Source organism: Pseudomonas jessenii (assembly GCF_002236115.1).
Lineage (GTDB): Bacteria > Pseudomonadota > Gammaproteobacteria > Pseudomonadales > Pseudomonadaceae > Aquipseudomonas > Aquipseudomonas jessenii.
Genome location: NZ_NIWT01000003.1, coordinates 1 through 16607 on the forward strand (window position 1 = coordinate 1; position 16607 = coordinate 16607).

The 16607-nt window shown below is 60.3% G+C and carries 20 protein-coding genes; 14 read left to right on the forward strand and 6 right to left on the reverse strand.

Translation table 11 applies throughout. The features are described from left to right. Positions 1-578: 578 nt before the first annotated feature. Entirely contained in the window at positions 579-1466 is an 888-nt protein-coding gene (gene rhtA, locus PSJE_RS09115; RefSeq protein WP_090456985.1) for a threonine/homoserine exporter RhtA, read from the forward strand. A gap of 169 nt (positions 1467-1635) precedes the next feature. Further along, positions 1636-1917 carry a hypothetical protein gene (locus PSJE_RS09120; protein WP_090456987.1) on the forward strand — a complete coding sequence of 94 codons (282 nt, stop codon included), beginning with the start codon at positions 1636-1638 and terminating at the stop codon, positions 1915-1917. Positions 1918-1931: 14 nt separating this feature from the next. On the opposite strand, the gene PSJE_RS09125 is transcribed toward PSJE_RS09120, so the two are convergent. Further along, a complete protein-coding gene (locus PSJE_RS09125; RefSeq protein ID WP_090456989.1) occupies positions 1932-2492 on the reverse strand; it encodes a TetR/AcrR family transcriptional regulator in 561 nt (186 codons plus the stop codon). A 93-nt stretch (positions 2493-2585) separates the two neighbouring features. Here PSJE_RS09125 and PSJE_RS09130 point away from each other — a divergent pair, with 93 nt between their 5' ends. Together PSJE_RS09130 and PSJE_RS09135 are read left to right on the forward strand one after the other, a co-directional pair. Beyond that, positions 2586-3314 (forward strand): SDR family oxidoreductase, encoded by a 729-nt coding sequence (locus PSJE_RS09130; protein WP_057713885.1) that lies wholly within the window; start codon positions 2586-2588, stop codon positions 3312-3314. A 38-nt stretch (positions 3315-3352) separates the two neighbouring features. Next, positions 3353-3943, forward strand: coding sequence for a 2-hydroxychromene-2-carboxylate isomerase (locus tag PSJE_RS09135; protein ID WP_057713884.1), 591 nt, complete (start codon positions 3353-3355; stop codon positions 3941-3943). Between the two features lie 108 nt (positions 3944-4051). On the opposite strand, the gene PSJE_RS09140 is transcribed toward PSJE_RS09135, so the two are convergent. From PSJE_RS09140 to PSJE_RS09160, 5 genes are all read right to left on the reverse strand, one after another. Further along, positions 4052-5860, reverse strand: a complete 1809-nt coding sequence (locus tag PSJE_RS09140; protein ID WP_090456990.1) for an aminopeptidase P family protein — start codon at positions 5858-5860, stop codon at positions 4052-4054. Between the two features lie 65 nt (positions 5861-5925). Further along, on the reverse strand, positions 5926-7083 hold the full coding sequence (locus PSJE_RS09145; RefSeq protein WP_090456992.1) for a cysteine desulfurase family protein: 1158 nt from the start codon (positions 7081-7083) through the stop codon (positions 5926-5928). Between the two features lie 206 nt (positions 7084-7289). Continuing rightward, the gene (locus PSJE_RS09150; protein ID WP_090456994.1) at positions 7290-7904 is read right to left on the reverse strand and encodes a LysE family translocator; all 615 of its coding nucleotides are present in this window, start codon (positions 7902-7904) and stop codon (positions 7290-7292) included. 101 nt (positions 7905-8005) lie between these two features. Beyond that, on the reverse strand, positions 8006-8275 hold the full coding sequence (locus PSJE_RS09155; protein ID WP_057713880.1) for a hypothetical protein: 270 nt from the start codon (positions 8273-8275) through the stop codon (positions 8006-8008). 117 nt (positions 8276-8392) lie between these two features. Next, positions 8393-8764: an antibiotic biosynthesis monooxygenase gene (locus PSJE_RS09160; protein ID WP_090456995.1), complete on the reverse strand. Its 372-nt coding sequence runs from the start codon at positions 8762-8764 to the stop codon at positions 8393-8395. Positions 8765-8860: 96 nt separating this feature from the next. On the opposite strand from PSJE_RS09160, the gene soxR reads away from it, so the two are divergent. From soxR to PSJE_RS09210, 10 genes are all read left to right on the forward strand, one after another. Next, on the forward strand, positions 8861-9316 hold the full coding sequence (gene soxR / locus PSJE_RS09165) for a redox-sensitive transcriptional activator SoxR (RefSeq protein ID WP_090456997.1): 456 nt from the start codon (positions 8861-8863) through the stop codon (positions 9314-9316). 126 nt (positions 9317-9442) lie between these two features. After that, the gene (locus tag PSJE_RS09170; protein WP_057713877.1) at positions 9443-9901 is read left to right on the forward strand and encodes a VOC family protein; all 459 of its coding nucleotides are present in this window, start codon (positions 9443-9445) and stop codon (positions 9899-9901) included. A 289-nt stretch (positions 9902-10190) separates the two neighbouring features. Beyond that, positions 10191-11393, forward strand: coding sequence for a PepSY-associated TM helix domain-containing protein (locus PSJE_RS09175; RefSeq protein ID WP_090456998.1), 1203 nt, complete (start codon positions 10191-10193; stop codon positions 11391-11393). Next, on the forward strand, positions 11390-11932 hold the full coding sequence (locus PSJE_RS09180) for a thiamine pyrophosphate-binding protein (RefSeq protein WP_090457000.1): 543 nt from the start codon (positions 11390-11392) through the stop codon (positions 11930-11932). The genes PSJE_RS09175 and PSJE_RS09180 overlap by 4 nt, the downstream gene beginning before the upstream one ends. Continuing rightward, entirely contained in the window at positions 11929-12258 is a 330-nt protein-coding gene (locus PSJE_RS09185; protein WP_057713874.1) for a hypothetical protein, read from the forward strand. The genes PSJE_RS09180 and PSJE_RS09185 overlap by 4 nt, the downstream gene beginning before the upstream one ends. Next, entirely contained in the window at positions 12255-12830 is a 576-nt protein-coding gene (locus PSJE_RS09190) for a DUF6162 family protein (protein WP_090457002.1), read from the forward strand. The genes PSJE_RS09185 and PSJE_RS09190 overlap by 4 nt, the downstream gene beginning before the upstream one ends. 35 nt (positions 12831-12865) lie before the next feature. Then, positions 12866-13792 (forward strand): metal ABC transporter substrate-binding protein, encoded by a 927-nt coding sequence (locus PSJE_RS09195; protein WP_090457004.1) that lies wholly within the window; start codon positions 12866-12868, stop codon positions 13790-13792. An 83-nt stretch (positions 13793-13875) separates the two neighbouring features. Next, a complete protein-coding gene (locus PSJE_RS09200) occupies positions 13876-14634 on the forward strand; it encodes a metal ABC transporter ATP-binding protein (RefSeq protein WP_167362898.1) in 759 nt (252 codons plus the stop codon). After that, on the forward strand, positions 14634-15533 hold the full coding sequence (locus PSJE_RS09205; RefSeq protein WP_003226663.1) for a metal ABC transporter permease: 900 nt from the start codon (positions 14634-14636) through the stop codon (positions 15531-15533). Before PSJE_RS09200 ends, PSJE_RS09205 begins: the two co-directional genes overlap by 1 nt. Continuing rightward, the gene (locus PSJE_RS09210) at positions 15534-16436 is read left to right on the forward strand and encodes a metal ABC transporter substrate-binding protein (protein ID WP_090457008.1); all 903 of its coding nucleotides are present in this window, start codon (positions 15534-15536) and stop codon (positions 16434-16436) included. It begins immediately after the preceding gene. Positions 16437-16607: the final 171 nt, after the last annotated feature.

Genomic DNA, 16607 nt, shown 5'->3' on the forward strand with positions numbered 1-16607 from the left:
GCTCAGCAATCGTTGGTTACATCTTTGATTTCTCGCGGAGTAACTTGTGATGCTGATAATCTGTTGACTAGCAGTCTGACTCCACAAGCACCCACACGAATTGCTTGATTCAGTTGTTAAAGAGCGGTTGGTTAAGATCTTTCGTCTCAACCGAGGCGCGCATTCTACAGCAGCCTCATTTGCTGTCAAGTGATTATTTTCAGAAGTTTTCCAAGTTTCCTTTTCAACTTCAACCACTTGCGCTTCAGATCTCTCATCAGCGGGAGGCGAATTCTACAGCGTTACACGCTGCTGTCAACACCTCTTTTTCAACTCCCTTTCGGCTTCGATGAACTGAAGCAACCTGCTGTCGAAAACTGCGTAACTCTTTGTTTACCAAGGAGTTTTCCGTTTCGACTGCGCCGGAAGTGGGGCGAATTATAGACACCTGGAATCTGCCGTCAAGCATTGATTTAGGTTTTCTATCGACATGTGCAAAAACACTGCTTATATATAGACGCGCCTGCAAGGAATGCGCAGTATATTGCCCAACACAAATAGAAACGCCCTGATTCCTATATTTCGGACGATGCCACGTAATGAATGACCAGCCTCGCAGCCTAGCCTCTACCCTGTTCTCGGTTGGGCTGCTGCTCATAGCCATGGCATCGATCCAGTCCGGAGCCTCCCTGGCCAAAAGCATGTTCTCCGTTGTGGGCCCCCAGGGGACGACAACATTACGACTGATTTTTGCCAGTGTGATCATGATGCTGATACTGCGTCCATGGCGGGCAAAATTCACTGCAAAGTCCCTGCGCACCGTCATCGTCTACGGAATGGCGCTGGGCGGCATGAACTTCCTCTTCTATATGTCGTTGCAAACCGTCCCGCTGGGCATCGCGGTGGCGCTTGAATTCACCGGCCCACTGGCGGTGGCGATCTACGCCTCGCGTCGCGCGATCGACTTTTTGTGGATTGCCCTGGCTGCCGCAGGCTTACTGTTACTGATACCGACGGGAGAAACGACCACCGGCATCGATCTTGTAGGCGCCGGTTATGCCTTGGGCGCAGGGGTCTGCTGGGCACTGTACATTTTGTTCGGTCAAAAAGCCGGGGCCGACAATGGCGTGCAAACCGCCGCGCTGGGGGTAATGATCGCTGCGCTCTTCGTAGCCCCCATCGGTATTGTCCATGCAGGCTCAGCTCTGCTGAGCCCGTCATTGATCCCTATAGCCCTTGGCGTCGCCATCCTGTCCACAGCCCTCCCCTACACCCTGGAGATGATCGCGCTGACCCGCATGCCGGCCAGAACCTTCGGCACACTGATGAGTATCGAGCCAGCCTTCGGCGCGCTATCTGGCTTGCTGTTCCTTCATGAATACCTCTCGCTGTCACAATGGATGGCAATCATGTGCATCATTCTGGCATCCGTCGGTGCCACCATGACCATGAGCACTAGCACCAGACCAGCCGTAGCGGCGGATTGAAAGCAGATATGAAACGGCTCTGGTATTTGCCGCTCAATTAGGCCATGTTTAGCCCCGCACCCCAGTGTCATGACATGGACCATTTCAGATAGGGATATCGGTACGCGTCAAGCGAAAGTGAAAGCGGCCAAACCCGGGCACAAGATCCGGGGACGCTATAAGGACAGTAATGAAACGATTTTTGATGCTGATCGCCGTACTTGCAATTGCGGGCTGCGCAGCGACTTCGGAAACACAGATCAAGCACGGTAAGAAAGGGCTGCACATCAACTGTTCCGGACTGTCTTCGTCCTGGGACAAGTGCTACGCCAGCGCCGCCAATTCCTGCGCCCCCAAGGGATACAAGGTCATTGCCAAGTCGGGAGATTCAGTGGAAGAGCCCGGCGATTACCCGTTTGGCCTCAATCCTGCGGGTTATACCAGCCGCAGCATGATTGTCATCTGCAAATAGGCAGGGCCGTCGGGTCAGGTTCTCGGGCTTGCGATCTGACGGCCAATTTCCTCGTAGCTGGAGTTCAGCACTGTGCGCTGGATATCCGGGCTAGCCAGCATGCGCGCTACGACCAGCGCGCCAATACATTGCGACAGAATCGCCCACGCCAGGCTGTCGCTTTGCAGAATACCCGCCCAACTTTCCTGAAGCCGACAAATCCAGTGCTCTGCCTGTTGACGGACAGTCAGGTCGGAACGGGCAATTTCCGCCCCCAATGCCGGCAATGCACAACCGGTTTCCGGATTCTCGACGTGAGACATGCTCAGGTACTGCTTCAAGCAGCGTTCCAGCTTGTCACGGTCCTTTCCCTCCCCCAGTCGCGTCAGGCTTTGCCCCAACTCACGCTCGACAATGCTGGCGAACAACTCGTCTTTCGACGAGAAATGGCTATAGAAGGCGCCGCCACTCAAGCCAATCGCTTTCATCAGGCCGTCCACGCCCACCGTTGAAAATCCGGACTTCTTGGCCGATACCGCACTGCTTTCCAGCAGCCTTTGCCTGGTTTCCAGCTTGTGACTGGCCGAATAACGCATTGCCTTTCTCCCTAGCTTGCTCGCCTTGACGTCTGTCGAATCATAGCATAACGTTCGTTTAGTTAACGATCGTTTACCAAAAGGGATCTACCCATGAATAACAAGAAGGTCGTTCTTATCGTCGGTGCAGGTGATGCCACGGGTGGCGCCATTGCCAAGCGTTTTGCCCGGGAGGGTTTTGTCACCTGCGTTACCCGCCGCAGTGCGGACAAACTCCAGCCATTGGTGGATGCCATAAAGGCCGATGGTGGCGAGGCCCACGGTTTCGCCTGCGACGCCCGCAAGGAAGACGACGTGGTCGCACTGGTCGAGCAGATAGAAAGCGAGATCGGCCCTATCGAGGCATTCGTGTTCAACATCGGCGCGAACGTGCCGTGCAGCATTCTCGAAGAAACCGCCCGCAAGTATTTCAAGATCTGGGAAATGGCCTGTTTTTCCGGTTTTCTCAATGCGCGTGAAGTGGCCAAACGCATGGCCAAGCGCCAGCGGGGCACGATCCTGTTCACCGGCGCCACTGCAGGCCTGCGTGGCGCAGCCGGGTTCGCCGCATTTGCCGGTGCCAAGCACGGCATTCGTGCGCTGGCGCAAAGCATGGCCCGAGAGCTCGGCCCCATGAATATTCACGTTGCCCATGTCGTCGTCGACGGCGCCATCGATACCGATTTCATCCGCGACAGCTTCCCCGAGAAATACGCGACCAAGGATCAGGACGGCATCCTTAACCCCGAACACATTGCCGAGAATTACTGGTACCTGCACAGCCAGCCCCGCGACGCCTGGACTTTCGAACTGGACCTGCGTCCCTGGAGCGAACGCTGGTAATTCCCCCCACACACAACAATAAGACGAGCGCCTTGAACATGAGCAAAACCGTGGAGTTCTACTTCGACCTCGGCAGCCCCGCCACCTATCTGGCCTACACCCAGCTACCGAAGATCTGCGCGCAAACCGACACCCGGTTGATCTACATTCCGCTCTTGTTGGGCGGAGTGTTCAAAGCCACCGGTAACGCCTCTCCGGCGACTGTCCCGGCCAAAGGCCGCTACATGTTTGAGGATCTGGACCGCTACGCCAAACGCTACGGCGTGCCTCTGAAATTCAATCCCCACTTCCCGATCAACACCTTGATGCTCATGCGCGCCGTAACAGGCATGCAGTTGCGCCACCCTGAACGCTTTGCAGCTTTCATCGATTGCCTGTTCAAGGCCATATGGGTCGAGGGTCGCAGCCTGGATGAACCGGCAACCGTCGCGGCAGTGCTCAGCGAAAACGCTTTCGATCCGCAAGAGGTGTTGGCCCTGACCGCCGATGAAGAAGTAAAAGCCCTGCTCAAGGACAACACCGAAAAAGCCGTACAGCGAGGCGTATTCGGAGCCCCAAGCATGTTTGTCGACAATCAGCTGTACTTCGGCCAGGATCGACTGGACTTCGTGCTCGAAGCCTTGAGCTGAATCTCGACCACCAACTGCCCCTTTGCCGCTCTATGTCTCAGGCGCTGGACAAAGCGCCTGAGCTGCACATAAACAAACAGCTACGCAGGAACCAATAGCAGCTCCCGATCAGATAGCCGCCGTGCGGGTATTGAGCCACTCCAGCGCGGCACCTTCGACCAACGGACTCAGGCGCTCGCGCACTTCGGCGTGGTAGGCGTTAAACCACTGCTTTTCCTCGTCCGAAAGCAGCGAGGTTTCCAGGCAGCGCGTATCGATCGGGCACAGGGTCAGCGTTTCGAACTTGAGGAACTCGCCGAATTCGCTTTTGCCTGCCTCACGGTTCATCGCCAGGTTTTCGATACGCACACCCCAACGACCCGGACGATAGGTGCCCGGTTCAATGGAGGTGATCATGCCGGGTTGCATCGCGGTTTGCGGGGCAGGCGCGGCCTGATAAGCAATGACTTGCGGACCTTCGTGGACGTTCAGGAAGTAACCGACACCATGACCGGTGCCGTGACCGTAGTCGACACTTTCCGCCCAGATGGGCGCACGGGCGATGGCATCGAGCAGCGGCGACAGAATGCCTTTCGGGAACTGCGCGCGGGACAAGGCAATCACACCCTTGAGCACGCGGGTGCAATCGCGTTTTTGCTCATCGGTCGGTGTTCCCACCGCAACCATGCGCGTGATGTCGGTGGTGCCGCCCAGGTACTGGCCGCCGGAGTCGATCAGCAGCAGGCCGTCCCCTTCGATCACCGCGTGTTCTTCTTCGGTGGCATGGTAATGCGGCATCGCGCCATTGGCGTTGAACGCGGCAATGGTGTTGAAACTCAGAGACACATAATCCGGACGACGTTCACGGGCCGCGGTGAGTTTTTCGTCGATGGTCAGTTCGGTGATGCGCTCGCGCCCCAGCGCCGAATCCAGCCAGGCAAAGAATTCGCACAGTGCTGCGCCGTCCTGTTCCATGGCCTGACGGATGTGTTCGGCATCGGCCAGGCTTTTTTGCGATTTGGCCAGGGTGGTCGGGTTCAGGCCTTCGATCAGGTTCACCCCACTGTCGAGGTTGTCCAGCAACCCTGCCGTGACCCGCGCCGGATCGACTTGCAGGCTCGCGCCGCTCGGTACGGCACGCAATGCAGTAGCGACTTCGCTGTAATCGCGCAAGGTCACCCCGTCCCGTTCGAGGATGGCGCGCAGTTCGGCGCTGACTTTGCTCAAGGCGACAAACAGCGTGGCCTGTTGCTGATTGATCAAGGCGAAAGAAACAAACACCGGGTTGAACGAAACGTCGCCGCCACGCAGGTTGAACAGCCAGGCGATATCATCCAGGGTGGCGATGAAATGCCAGTCGGCACCCCGCGCCTGCAGGGTTTCACGCAGTTTGGCGAGTTTTTCGCCACGGCTGACGGTCGCCTGTGGTGGCAAGTGCTGATAGATCGGTTCGTTCGGCAGGCCTGGGCGGTCGCTCCAGACGCCGCTCAGCAGGTCGATGTCGGTGCGCAGGCGAGCGCCACGCTCTTCCAGTTTACCGCCCAGGGTCCGTGCCGAAGCCACGGCCATGACCGCGCCATCGACCGCGACAACGCCACCCTCGGGGGTTTGCTCGGCCAGCCATTCCAGTGGTCCGGGTTGACCCGGTTGCAGCTTGACCAGATCAATGCCGCTGCCGTTGAGCTCCTTGGTCGCCTGCTCCCAATAACGGCTGTCGGCCCAGACGCCGGCAAAATCCGGGGTCACGATCAGGGTGCCGACCGAACCATGGAAACCCGACAACCACTGGCGCCCCTGCCAGTAACCCGGCAGGTATTCGGACAGGTGCGGGTCGGCCGACGGCACCAGCAAGGCATAAATGCCCTCCCGGCTCATCAGTTCGCGGGTTTGCGCCAGGCGCTGGGGCACCGATCCATTGATCGAAAGCTGCGTATTCATCGTGTCTCCTGCTAACCACTTCATCATTATTGTTGAGTGCCGATCAATGTCGGCGCTTCGTCGCCCTATTGCCAGAATGCCGGAGCACTGGCGCAGGCTGCCTTGATCAGTTGAACCGCCTGATCGATGTCCTGCTCGGTGGTGAAACGCCCGAGGCTCAAGCGGATGGTGCGACCGGCCGAGCGGGCATCGTGCCCCAGGGCCAGCAGTACATGGGATGGGGTATTGCTCGCGGAATTGCAGGCCGAGGTCGCGGAAAACGCGATCGAGGCCAGCAACGCCGCCGGGTTGAACTCGCCTTCGTCGAAGGTCAGGCTCAGGGTATGGGGAATGCGCCGGGTCGGGCTGCCGTTGAGACGCACGCCGGGAACGCTCTGCAACTGCTCGAGCAAGCGTTCACGCAAACGCACGATGGTGGCTTTCTCTTCATCGAACGCAGCCGCCGCCAGTGCAAAGGCCGCGCCCATGGCCGCGATCTGATGGGTCGCCAGTGTGCCGGAGCGCAAACCGCCCTCATGCCCGCCGCCATGGATCTGCGCCTGCAAACGCTGTTGTGCACGCGGACCGACGTACAACGCGCCGATGCCCTTGGGGCCGTAGAGCTTGTGCGCGGAAAACGACATCAGGTCCACCGGCCACAGTGCGAGGTCGATCGCCACTTTGCCCGCGCCCTGTGCGGCGTCGACATGGAACAACACCCCGCGATCACGCACGATCTGACCGATGGCGGGAATGTCGTTGAGGGTGCCCAGTTCGTTGTTGACCAGCATCAGCGACACCAGGAAGGTGTCTTCGCGCATGGCTTCGCTGACTGCTTGCGCCGTGATCAGGCCCTCGGCGTCCGGCACCAGGTAGGTCACCGCGACACCGGCATCCTCCAGTTGCCTGGCGGTATCGAGAATGGCCTTGTGTTCGATCTGACTGGTGATGATATGGCCACCGCCAATGCGGCGGGCTTGGGCCACGCCTTTGAGCGCGAGGTTGTTGGATTCGGTGGCGCCGGAGGTCCAGACGATCTGCCCGGGTGTCGCGCCGACCAGTTCGGCGACCTGGCGTCGCGCCTGTTCGACTGATTGCCGGGCCTGCTGGCCGAAGACGTGGGAACTGGAAGCAGGGTTGCCGAAATTGCCGGTAAAGCCCAGACACTCGATCATCACCTTGATGACCCGCTCATCCACCGGCGTGGTGGCGGCGTAATCGAAATACAACGGACGTTTATTCATAAAAGACTCGCAGAGCGTGTTCCGGGATCAGGAAGCTCGTGACTGCAAACGGCAAAGCGCAGCCTTGTGAGCTGCGCGCGGTTTTCAGAACGTTACCAATACCTGATCGGATGCCGTTAAAGAAGAATTACTTCATTTAAAAGTGCGTAGGAACGCTCCTGAAAAGTCAGCTTAACAGGCATCGGGCAACCGGTTGAAGCAATGCGTCAGCTAAAGCTTTCGAGTATCAGCGGATACAGCGAACCCACAAGCAGCGCAGCCATGCCCCAATTGAACAGGCGCAGCCAGCGGCGATCCTTCAGAACATTGCGCAACAGCGTGCCGCAAGCGGCCCAGACACCCACGCTCGGCAGGTTGATGATCGCAAAGACGGCCGCGATCACGATCACATTCGTGAAGTATCCCTGCATCGGCGTGTAAGTGCTGATAGCGCCAATGGCCATGATCCAGGCCTTGGGATTGACCCACTGGAACGCGGCGGCACCCAGATAGCTGATCGGTTTCGCCTCGCCCTGCTGGCTCTCCGACATTGGCCCGGAATGGGCGATTTTCCACGCCAGATACAGCAAATACGCCGCCCCCACATAACGCAGCACGGTGTAGAGCAAAGGGTAGGTCTGGAACACCGCGCCAAGGCCAAAGCCGACCGCCACCACCAGTATGAAGAAGCCACAAGTGATGCCGAGCATGTGCGGAATCGTGCGGTTGAAGCCGAAGTTCACCCCGGAGGCCAGCAACATGGTGTTGTTCGGGCCGGGCGTGATCGAGGTGACGAGGGCAAACAGGGCGAAGCCCAGCAGCAGGTCGAGTGAGAGCGTCATGGGTGGCAGTCCGTCAGGGTCGGTCAGGTGTTGACCCTATCGCACACCTTCGGCGAAACCCATGGACAGTTACGCGAAACTTGGAGCAGTACAGTTTCGCCTCAGCTCGGACGACCGTGAAGCTGTACAGATCGCCCGACGTTCATTTCACCCTGGTTGTCGAAACCGAACGACTTTTGCGGCTGACCGAGCAGCTCGGCTTTTTTCGCGTGGTACTCGTCGAAGGACAATCCGCGGCGGTTCAGCGCTTCCAGCGCCAGTTCCTTGCTTTCTTCAGCAGTGTAAGGCCGAAGCTCAGGGGAAACATGGCTGGCACATCCGGCGAGTACGGAGACGGCGAGCATCAGCAAAGTGGCGATCATCGGTTTCATTTCTGGCGTCCTGGCGACTGGGTTCGAGGCAATGAACACAGGCTACCCGCGCCTCCCGGGCAGCAGAAATCAACGCTTTCAATAGTGGCTATCAAGAAATGGCGATCATTGCCCTTGTCAGCGCCAGCCCACCAGGCTGCAGTGCAATGCATTGTCGTGGCTGCGCTCCAGGCTGTGCAGGACCTGGAACGAGCCGAAGGTCACGGCCTTCGCCTGATGGGCGCGGATCAACTGCCAGAAATCCTCTTCGCCGCTTTCAAAGGACCGGAACGCAGCCTCCCCGGCTTCGCGGGTTTGCCATTGCAGATAATTGAGTACCCGCCGGCCATCATCGCTGGCCTGGATGCTGGCACTGAGAAAGCCGCGGTGCTGCCGGGCCAGATGTTCGGTCTGCGCCGACAATGCCAATACCAGCGCGGGTTGTTGATGCGGCTCGATCTCGAATTCGATCAGTTGAGTAAAGCTGCGATTGTTCTCTGAGGCTTGCATGAAATGTCCCCCACTCACATGTAAGGCGAATCTTGCGATCCGAAGGTGTGCAGGGTAAAACCTCAAGCTAACTAGAGGTCAAGAGGCAATTTTTAAATGATCACCCCGGAAAACCTGCACAAGGAACTTACCGTCGGCCAAGTCGCGGCGCGCAGCGGTGTGGCGGTCACGGCGCTGCACTTCTATGAGTCCAAGGGGCTGATCAAGAGCAACCGCAATCAAGGCAACCAGCGCCGCTATCCCAGGGAAGTGCTGCGACGGGTGGCCTTGATCAAGGTTGCCCAGCGCCTGGGAATTCCTTTGGCGGAGATCGGCGAAGCCCTCAAGTCGCTGCCCGACAACCGGGCACCGACGGCGGCGGACTGGAAAATGCTGTCGGCGCAATGGAGCCGGGAACTGGATGAGCGCATCAACCAACTGACCCTGCTGCGCGATCGCCTCAACGGCTGCATCGGGTGTGGTTGCCTGTCGATGGAGGCTTGTCCATTGCGCAACGCAGGCGATGTGCTGGGAGAGCGCGGGCCAGGAGCGCACTGGTTGGAGCCAACTTGATGGCACTTGAATGGCGCTGCTGCTCGTCGGGCACTCGGTGAGGCGAAAGAGGCTGGCCTATATTTATTCGGTCGTACAACGGCACAGGTACTTTCCATTCACAAAACAACAACAGGGAGTTCCATCATGAGCGTCAAACCCATTCCAGAGGGGTATCACAGCGTCACCCCCTATCTGGGCATCAACAAAGCCGCCGAAGCCATCGCCTTCTACAAAAAAGCCTTCGGCGCCATTGAAATCATGCGCCTGGACATGCCCGATGGCGGTGTCGGCCACGCGGAACTGCGCATCGGCGATTGCCCGATCATGCTGGGCACGCCATGCGATCAAGGACCGCTGAGCAACCCGGACAATTCGCCGTCCGTGGGTCTGCATTTGTACGTGACGGATGTCGACAAGTCCTACAAACAGGCGATCGATGCCGGCGCAACCGTTGTATCGGAGGTCAAGGATCAGTTTTACGGCGACCGTTCAGGGACCTTGAAAGATCCCTACGGGCACCTGTGGTTCCTGGCCACGCACAAGGAAGACCTGACTCAGGAACAGATCGAACAACGGGCCAAGGAGATGTTTGCCCAGGGTTGATATCTTTGGTGCTGGAGCGGGCCTCTTCGCGAGCAGGCTCGCTCCCACAAGGGTCCCGTCTTCAGCAGCACCGCCGACATGCCAATCACTTGCGCAAGCAAGCCCGCCCGCGACCTGTCGACAATGAGAAACATTTTCTTTCATTTCCCCTTTCGGGATTTCCCCTGCTCATCCGTCCTACTTAGATGCAGTCCTTTCGCGTAGGCAAAAGCCACGACCGGACCTTCTGGGCGCTCATCCCTGCGAAGCCCGCAGCCGAGCTGCCCCTCATCCAGGCAAGACCTCCAACATGTCAAAGAAGTCCCGTTCAAAAATCTGGTTTCTGGTCCATAGCTGGCTGGCATTGCCGATCTGGTTTTTCGTGCTGATCGTCTGTGTAACCGGAACCCTGGCCGTCATCAGTCAGGAGATCGTCTGGCTGACCAACCCGCCAATGCGCGCCAGCCAGCCCTCGGACGACGCCCCGCTACTCAGTTATCAGCAGGTCATCGAGGCCATCAACAAGGCCGAACCGCAGACCGTGGTGCAGAGCATCAGCCGCCCCGACGAGTCGCATTTCGCCCTGGATGTCGAAGTCAGCTACCCCGACGGGCGCTCGGTGGTGATTTATGTCAATCCGTACAGCGGCGTGATCCAGGGTGTCGCGCCGGAGTTCAACTTCCGCGCCTTCACCCGGGCGCTGCACGGCTGGTGGCTGGTGCCGTTCACCAACGGTTACAGCTGGGGCTGGTACCTGGTGTCGTTTCTCGGCTTGCCGCTACTGGCGTCGCTGGTCACGGGGCTGGTGGTCTACAAACGCTTCTGGAAAGGCTTTTTTCGGCCAACCCTGCGTATTCGCCACGGCGCGCGGATTTTCTGGGGCGACTTTCACCGCTTGAGCGGCATCTGGTCGATCTGGTTCATCGCGGTGATTTCCATCACCGGCACCTGGTTCCTGATCCAGGCATTGCTGTTCGATAACCAGATTTCCATTTCCACGGAAAAGATCATCCCGGCGATGTCCCGCGAAGCGGTGCCGCTGTCAGCCGATGGCTCGCCCCCGCCGCGTATCGACCTCGACCGCGCGATTGAAATCGCCACGCAGAAAATCTCCGGGCTGGAGGCCAGCTTTGTCAGTTTGCCGGGCAATGCCTACAGCCACCTGGATGTCGGCGGACGCGGTTGGTATCCGTTGATGTTCCAGACCGCCACGATCAACCCGTACAACGGCGAAATCGCCGCCTCGCGCCTGATCTCGGACCGTTCGACCCTGGAGTTCGTCACCGAGTCCATGCGCCCGTTGCACACCGGCGATTTCGGTGGCCTGTGGATCAAGCTGATCTGGGCGTTCTTCGGCCTGTTGCTGAGCATGATGGTGCTCAGCGGTCTGCTGATCTGGACCAAACGCACGGCACTGGCCACGGCCAATGCCTTCAAGCGCAGCAACAAAAAACAGCGTAGCAGCGCGGCGCAACCGGTCACGAACAACGAACCGTCGGAGGCCCACCTGTGAGCAAAGTCACTGCGGTCTCGCAACCCTCGCGCCTGCACGTGTTCTGGCACAAATGGCGCTTTCACCTGAACGTCCTGTTACTGCTGATTCCCCTGGGTTTCATGCCCAAGTACTTCGCCGACGAGGCATTGATGCGCGGCGACAGTGGCCTTGGCGAACGGGAGGTCGGCGAAGTCCGGGTCGGTCCCTGGAGCCTGCGCCTGGCGGAATTGCGCAACGCCGCGCCCATGCTCGACGGCCCGGCCGGTTACATGAAAGGTTTCAACGCCGCGTTGTGCGAGGCCTGTATCGGCCAGGTCAAGGCCACTTACCTGCGTATCGGCAAGCCCCGCAGCCTGCGCGCCGCCGGGGTGATTTTCTTCGGCACCCCGTACCGCATGGGTGCCTCGCTGCCCGTCCCGGAAAAGACCACGGCCGACGCCGAACTGTGGATCACCATGGAAGGCTGGGACGGCGCCATGCATCAGGCATCCATTCCTTTGAGCCAGGCCTCCCCCGCCACTATCGCCTGGCTGAACAAACAAGGAGGCAAACCATGATCACCCCTCTTCGCCCGCTCAACGCCGTGTTGCTGGTGCTCTGCGCCGGCTTCAGCGCCGCCGCCCTGGCCCACAATCCGATGTGCGAATGCAAGGCCATCGACGCGGAGCAGATCAAGTGCACCGGCGGTTTTTCCGACGGCAGCGGCGCTCCTGGCGTGACCCTCGATGTGATCGGCTACGACGAAACCATCCTGGTGCCGGGCAAGCTCGGGCCTGATTCGACCCTGACCTTCAAGAAGCCCGGCGCCGAGTTCTATGTGCTGTTCGATGCCGGCCCCGGTCACGTCGTGGAAATCGACCAAGCGGACATCGAGGCACCATGAGCACTCCAACGACCCAAGTCGTGCGCCCGGCCGGGGCCGGTCACGAAACCCTCTATGTTCTGCTGCTGTGCCTGACGATCCTGGCGGTGGCCGGCTCGGTGGTGCTCTGGCGCGGTGAATCCCATGAGGTGAGCAGCGTCAGCAGCCATCAACTGGATGCGCGCCGTGACCTCAGTGCATCCGAGCAAGGTATCTACGCCGATTTGCGGGTGACGCTGGACGAGATCCATTTGCTGCGCCAGGAACAGCAAGCGCTGCCGACACCCGAGTTGCTGGCCGAGGAAGGGTTTGCCCCGTTTGCCCGGGACGCCAGCTCCGTCAGCCGGGGTGGCCATGCCTGGCAAATGCTCGACGCCAAGGCCTATTTCGGCCGGAGCCAGATGCCGACGGTCGCCGGTTCGTTTCTGCTGCGCCTGAGCGCAACCGCCGACGCTGCACCGGACATCTGGCTCAACCGCACCAGCACGCTCACGGCACCGGCCGACCTCAGCGATGCCGCGCTCGAAAGCGCCGGCTGGCAGCAGGTCATCGCGCAATTCGATGCCGGTGTGACCCGCCAGCACCGGCACTGAACCCTCGCCTTTTTCCGAGAGAAGACCGCTTTCCCATGCCCAATTCATCTCAATGTTCTTTTTTGCGCCTGCTGCTGGTCGGTTTGCTCGCCTGCCTGCTGCCATCCCTGGCCAGCGCCGACGAAGCCAAGCGCCTGCGCATCGGCATCACCCTGCATCCCTACTACAGCTACGTGGCGAACATCGTCGGCGACAAGGCCGAGGTGGTGCCGCTGATTCCGGCCGGTTTCAACCCACATGCCTACGAGCCCCGCGCCGAAGACATCAAGCGCATCAGCGGGCTGGACGTGATTGTGCTCAACGGTGTCGGCCATGACGACTTCGCCGACCGCATGATCGCCGCCAGCGAAACCCCGAACGTGCCGGTAATCGAAGCCAACGAGAACGTACCGCTACTGGCCGCCACCGGCGTGGCCGCACGCGGTGCCGGCAAGGTGGTGAACCCGCACACCTTCCTGTCGATCAGCGCCTCGATTGCCCAGGTCAACAACATTGCCCGGGAGCTAGGCAAGCTCGATCCCGCCAATGCCAAAACCTACACCGAGAACGCCCGCGCCTACGGCAAGCGCCTGCGCAAGATGCGCGCCGACGCCCTGGCCAAACTGACCCAGGCACCGAACGCGGAACTGCGGGTGGCCACGGTACACGCGGCCTACGACTATCTGCTGCGCGAATTCGGCCTCGAAGTGACGGCCGTGGTCGAGCCCGCCCACGGTATCGAGCCAAGCCCGAGCCAGCTGAAAAAAACCATCGATCAACTGCGTGAACTGGACGTGAAGGTGATCTTCTCGGAGATGGACTTTCCTTCCACTTACGTCGACACCATCCAGCGCGAATCCGGCGTGAAGCTGTATCCGCTGTCGCATATTTCCTACGGCGAATACACCACCGACAAGTACGAAAAGGAAATGACCGGCAACCTCGACACTGTGGTGCGGGCGATTCAGGAGTCGGGCCAATGACATCGAAAGAAACCATCCTGGCCGATGCAGAATCCCCTGTGGGAGCGAGCTTGCTCGCGAAGGCGTCGTGTCAGTCGACCACCATGTTGCCTGATACACCGCCATCGCGAGCAAGCTCGCTCCCACAGGTTTCGGGGCCGACATTGGATTTTGCAGGCGTCAGCCTGACCCTCGGGCGCACGACGATCCTCGACAACGTTACCTTTCAGGTCCGCCCCGGCAGTGTGCACGCACTGGTCGGCCCCAATGGCGGTGGCAAGAGTTCGCTGATCAAGACCCTGCTCGGGCAAATGCCTCACCAGGGCCGCTTGAGCCAGCATTGGCCAGCCGAGCCGGGGACCATCGGCTATGTGCCACAGGCACTGGAGTTCGACCGGGGCTTGCCAATGACCGTCGACGATTTCATGGCCGCCATGTGCCAGCGTCGCCCGGCCTTTCTCGGCTTGAGCAAACACTACGCGACGGCGATTGGCGAGGCGCTGGAGCGGGTCGGCATGCAGGACAAACGCAAGCGCCGCATGGGCGCGCTGTCCGGCGGCGAACGGCAACGGGTGTTGCTCGCCCAGGGGCTGATTCCGCCTCCGCAATTGCTGGTGCTCGACGAACCGATGTCGGCCCTCGATGAGGCCGGCATCCGGGTGTTCGAACGCTTGCTCGGCGACTGGCGAGCGGCGGGCATCACCGTACTGTGGATCGAGCACGACCTGGAAGCGGTCGGGCGCCTGGCCGATCACGTCACCGGGCTCAATCGCCGGGTGCTGTTCGACGCCACGCCGCAACAGGCGCTGACACCGGAGCGTCTGTTGAATCTGTTCTCGACCCACCCACGGAGCCTTGCCTGATGAGTTACGAAGCTTTTCGCCTGATGGTCCAGGGCTGGGCGTCGTCGGGTTATCTGCCCGAGGCGCTGGCCTATGGATTCGTGGTTAACGCCCTGCTCGCCGGCCTGTTGATCGGCCCGGTACTGGGAGGCCTGGGCACGTTGGTGGTGGTCAAGCGCTTCGCGTTTTTCTCCGAGGCGGTCGGTCACGCCGCCCTGACCGGCGTGGCCATCGGCATCCTGCTCGGCGAACCCTACACCGGCCCCTACGGCAGCCTGTTCGGCTACTGCCTGCTGTTCGGCATCCTGCTCAATTACCTGCGCAACCGCACCGGTCTGGCGCCAGATACCTTGATCGGCGTGTTTCTCTCGGTGTCGCTCGCCTTGGGCGCGAGCCTGCTGCTGATTCTGGCGGGCAAGATCAACGTACACATTCTGGAAAACGTGCTGTTCGGCTCGGTGCTGACGGTCAATGGCAATGACCTGCTGGTGCTGGCCATCGTCGGTTCGCTGGTCATGGCCCTGGCCTTGCCTTTGTACAACCGCATCATGCTCGCCAGTTTCAACCCGCAACTGGCGGCGGTGCGCGGGGTGGCGGTGAAAACCCTGGATTATCTGTTCGTGATTCTGGTGACGCTGATTACCGTTGCCGCCGTGAAGGTCATCGGCGCGATTCTGGTGGGCGCCCTGCTGGTGATTCCGGCCGCCGCAGCACGCCTGCTCAGCCAATCGCTGAAGGGCTTTTTCTGGTGTTCGGTGCTGATCGCCACGGTCAGCACACTGTGCGGGATTCTTGCACCGATTGTCTTCGACCTGCCGATCCCGTCCGGCGCCGCGATCATCCTAGTGGCCGGTATCGCCTTCGCCCTGGCCGCCATCGCGCGCGGCGTCGTCCCCAGCCTGAAAGGGAACCTTGGATAAATGATTTTTTCACTGCGCCAACTGACCCTCGCCGTCGCCCTGTGCGGGCTGGCGACAACGACCATGGCCGCCGACAACGGCAAACCGCTGCGTGTGCTGGCCTCCTTGCCGATTACCTATGGCCTGGGTGAGGTCTTGCTCAAGGGCACCGATGTCAGCCTCGAACGCGCGACCCCGGCCAACCTGCCCGGCAGCCGCCAGACCGCCTACTTCACCGGCCGTGGCGCCCCGGCGCTGGCCAAACTGGCAAGCGACGCCGATGCGGTGATCGGCCTGCGCTCACTGTGGCCGGATGACCCGCTGTACCCGATCGCCCGGCGCAGCAATATCCGCATCGTCGAAGTCGACGCCGCTCGCCCCGTGGACGGCGCCCTGCCCGGCATAGCCGTACAGCCCGACAACAAGGTCGACGGGCTGAACAGTCAGCCGTGGTTCTCCAGCAATAACATGGGGCGCATGGCCGATGTGATGGCGGCGGACCTGGTGCGCCTGGCCCCCAAGGCCAAGCCGAAGATCGACGCCAACCTGGCATCGCTCAAGCAGCGTTTGCTCAAGCTCAGTGCCGACAGCGAAGCGCGGTTGGCCAATGTGGACAACCTCAGTGTGATGAGTCTCAGCGATCACTTCGGCTACCTGATCGGCGGTCTCAATCTGGAATTGATCGGCCAGGATGCACGCGCCGATGCCGAGTGGACACCGGAGGCGCTGAAGCAATTGGGCGCAACGCTCAAGGATAATGACGTGACGGTGGTGCTGCATCACCGGCAGCCGTCGGATGCGCTGAAAGCGGTGATTGCCGGGTCGGGTAGCCGGTTGGTGGTGCTGAGTACCGATGCCGAGGACCCGGTCGCGGAACTGGAGGGGAATGTGGATTTGCTGATCAAGGGGTTGAGCGGCGTTTAAGGTCTGTACGACCGCGTTATCGTTCATCGCGAGCAAGCTCGCTCCCACAGGATATGTGCCATGCCGCAGATCACTGTGGGAGCGAACTTGCTCGCGATAGCGGCCTGATAGGCGACACAAGACTCCAGACCTGAAAAAGCCCGCTGACTGTCACCAGTCCAGCGGGCTTCT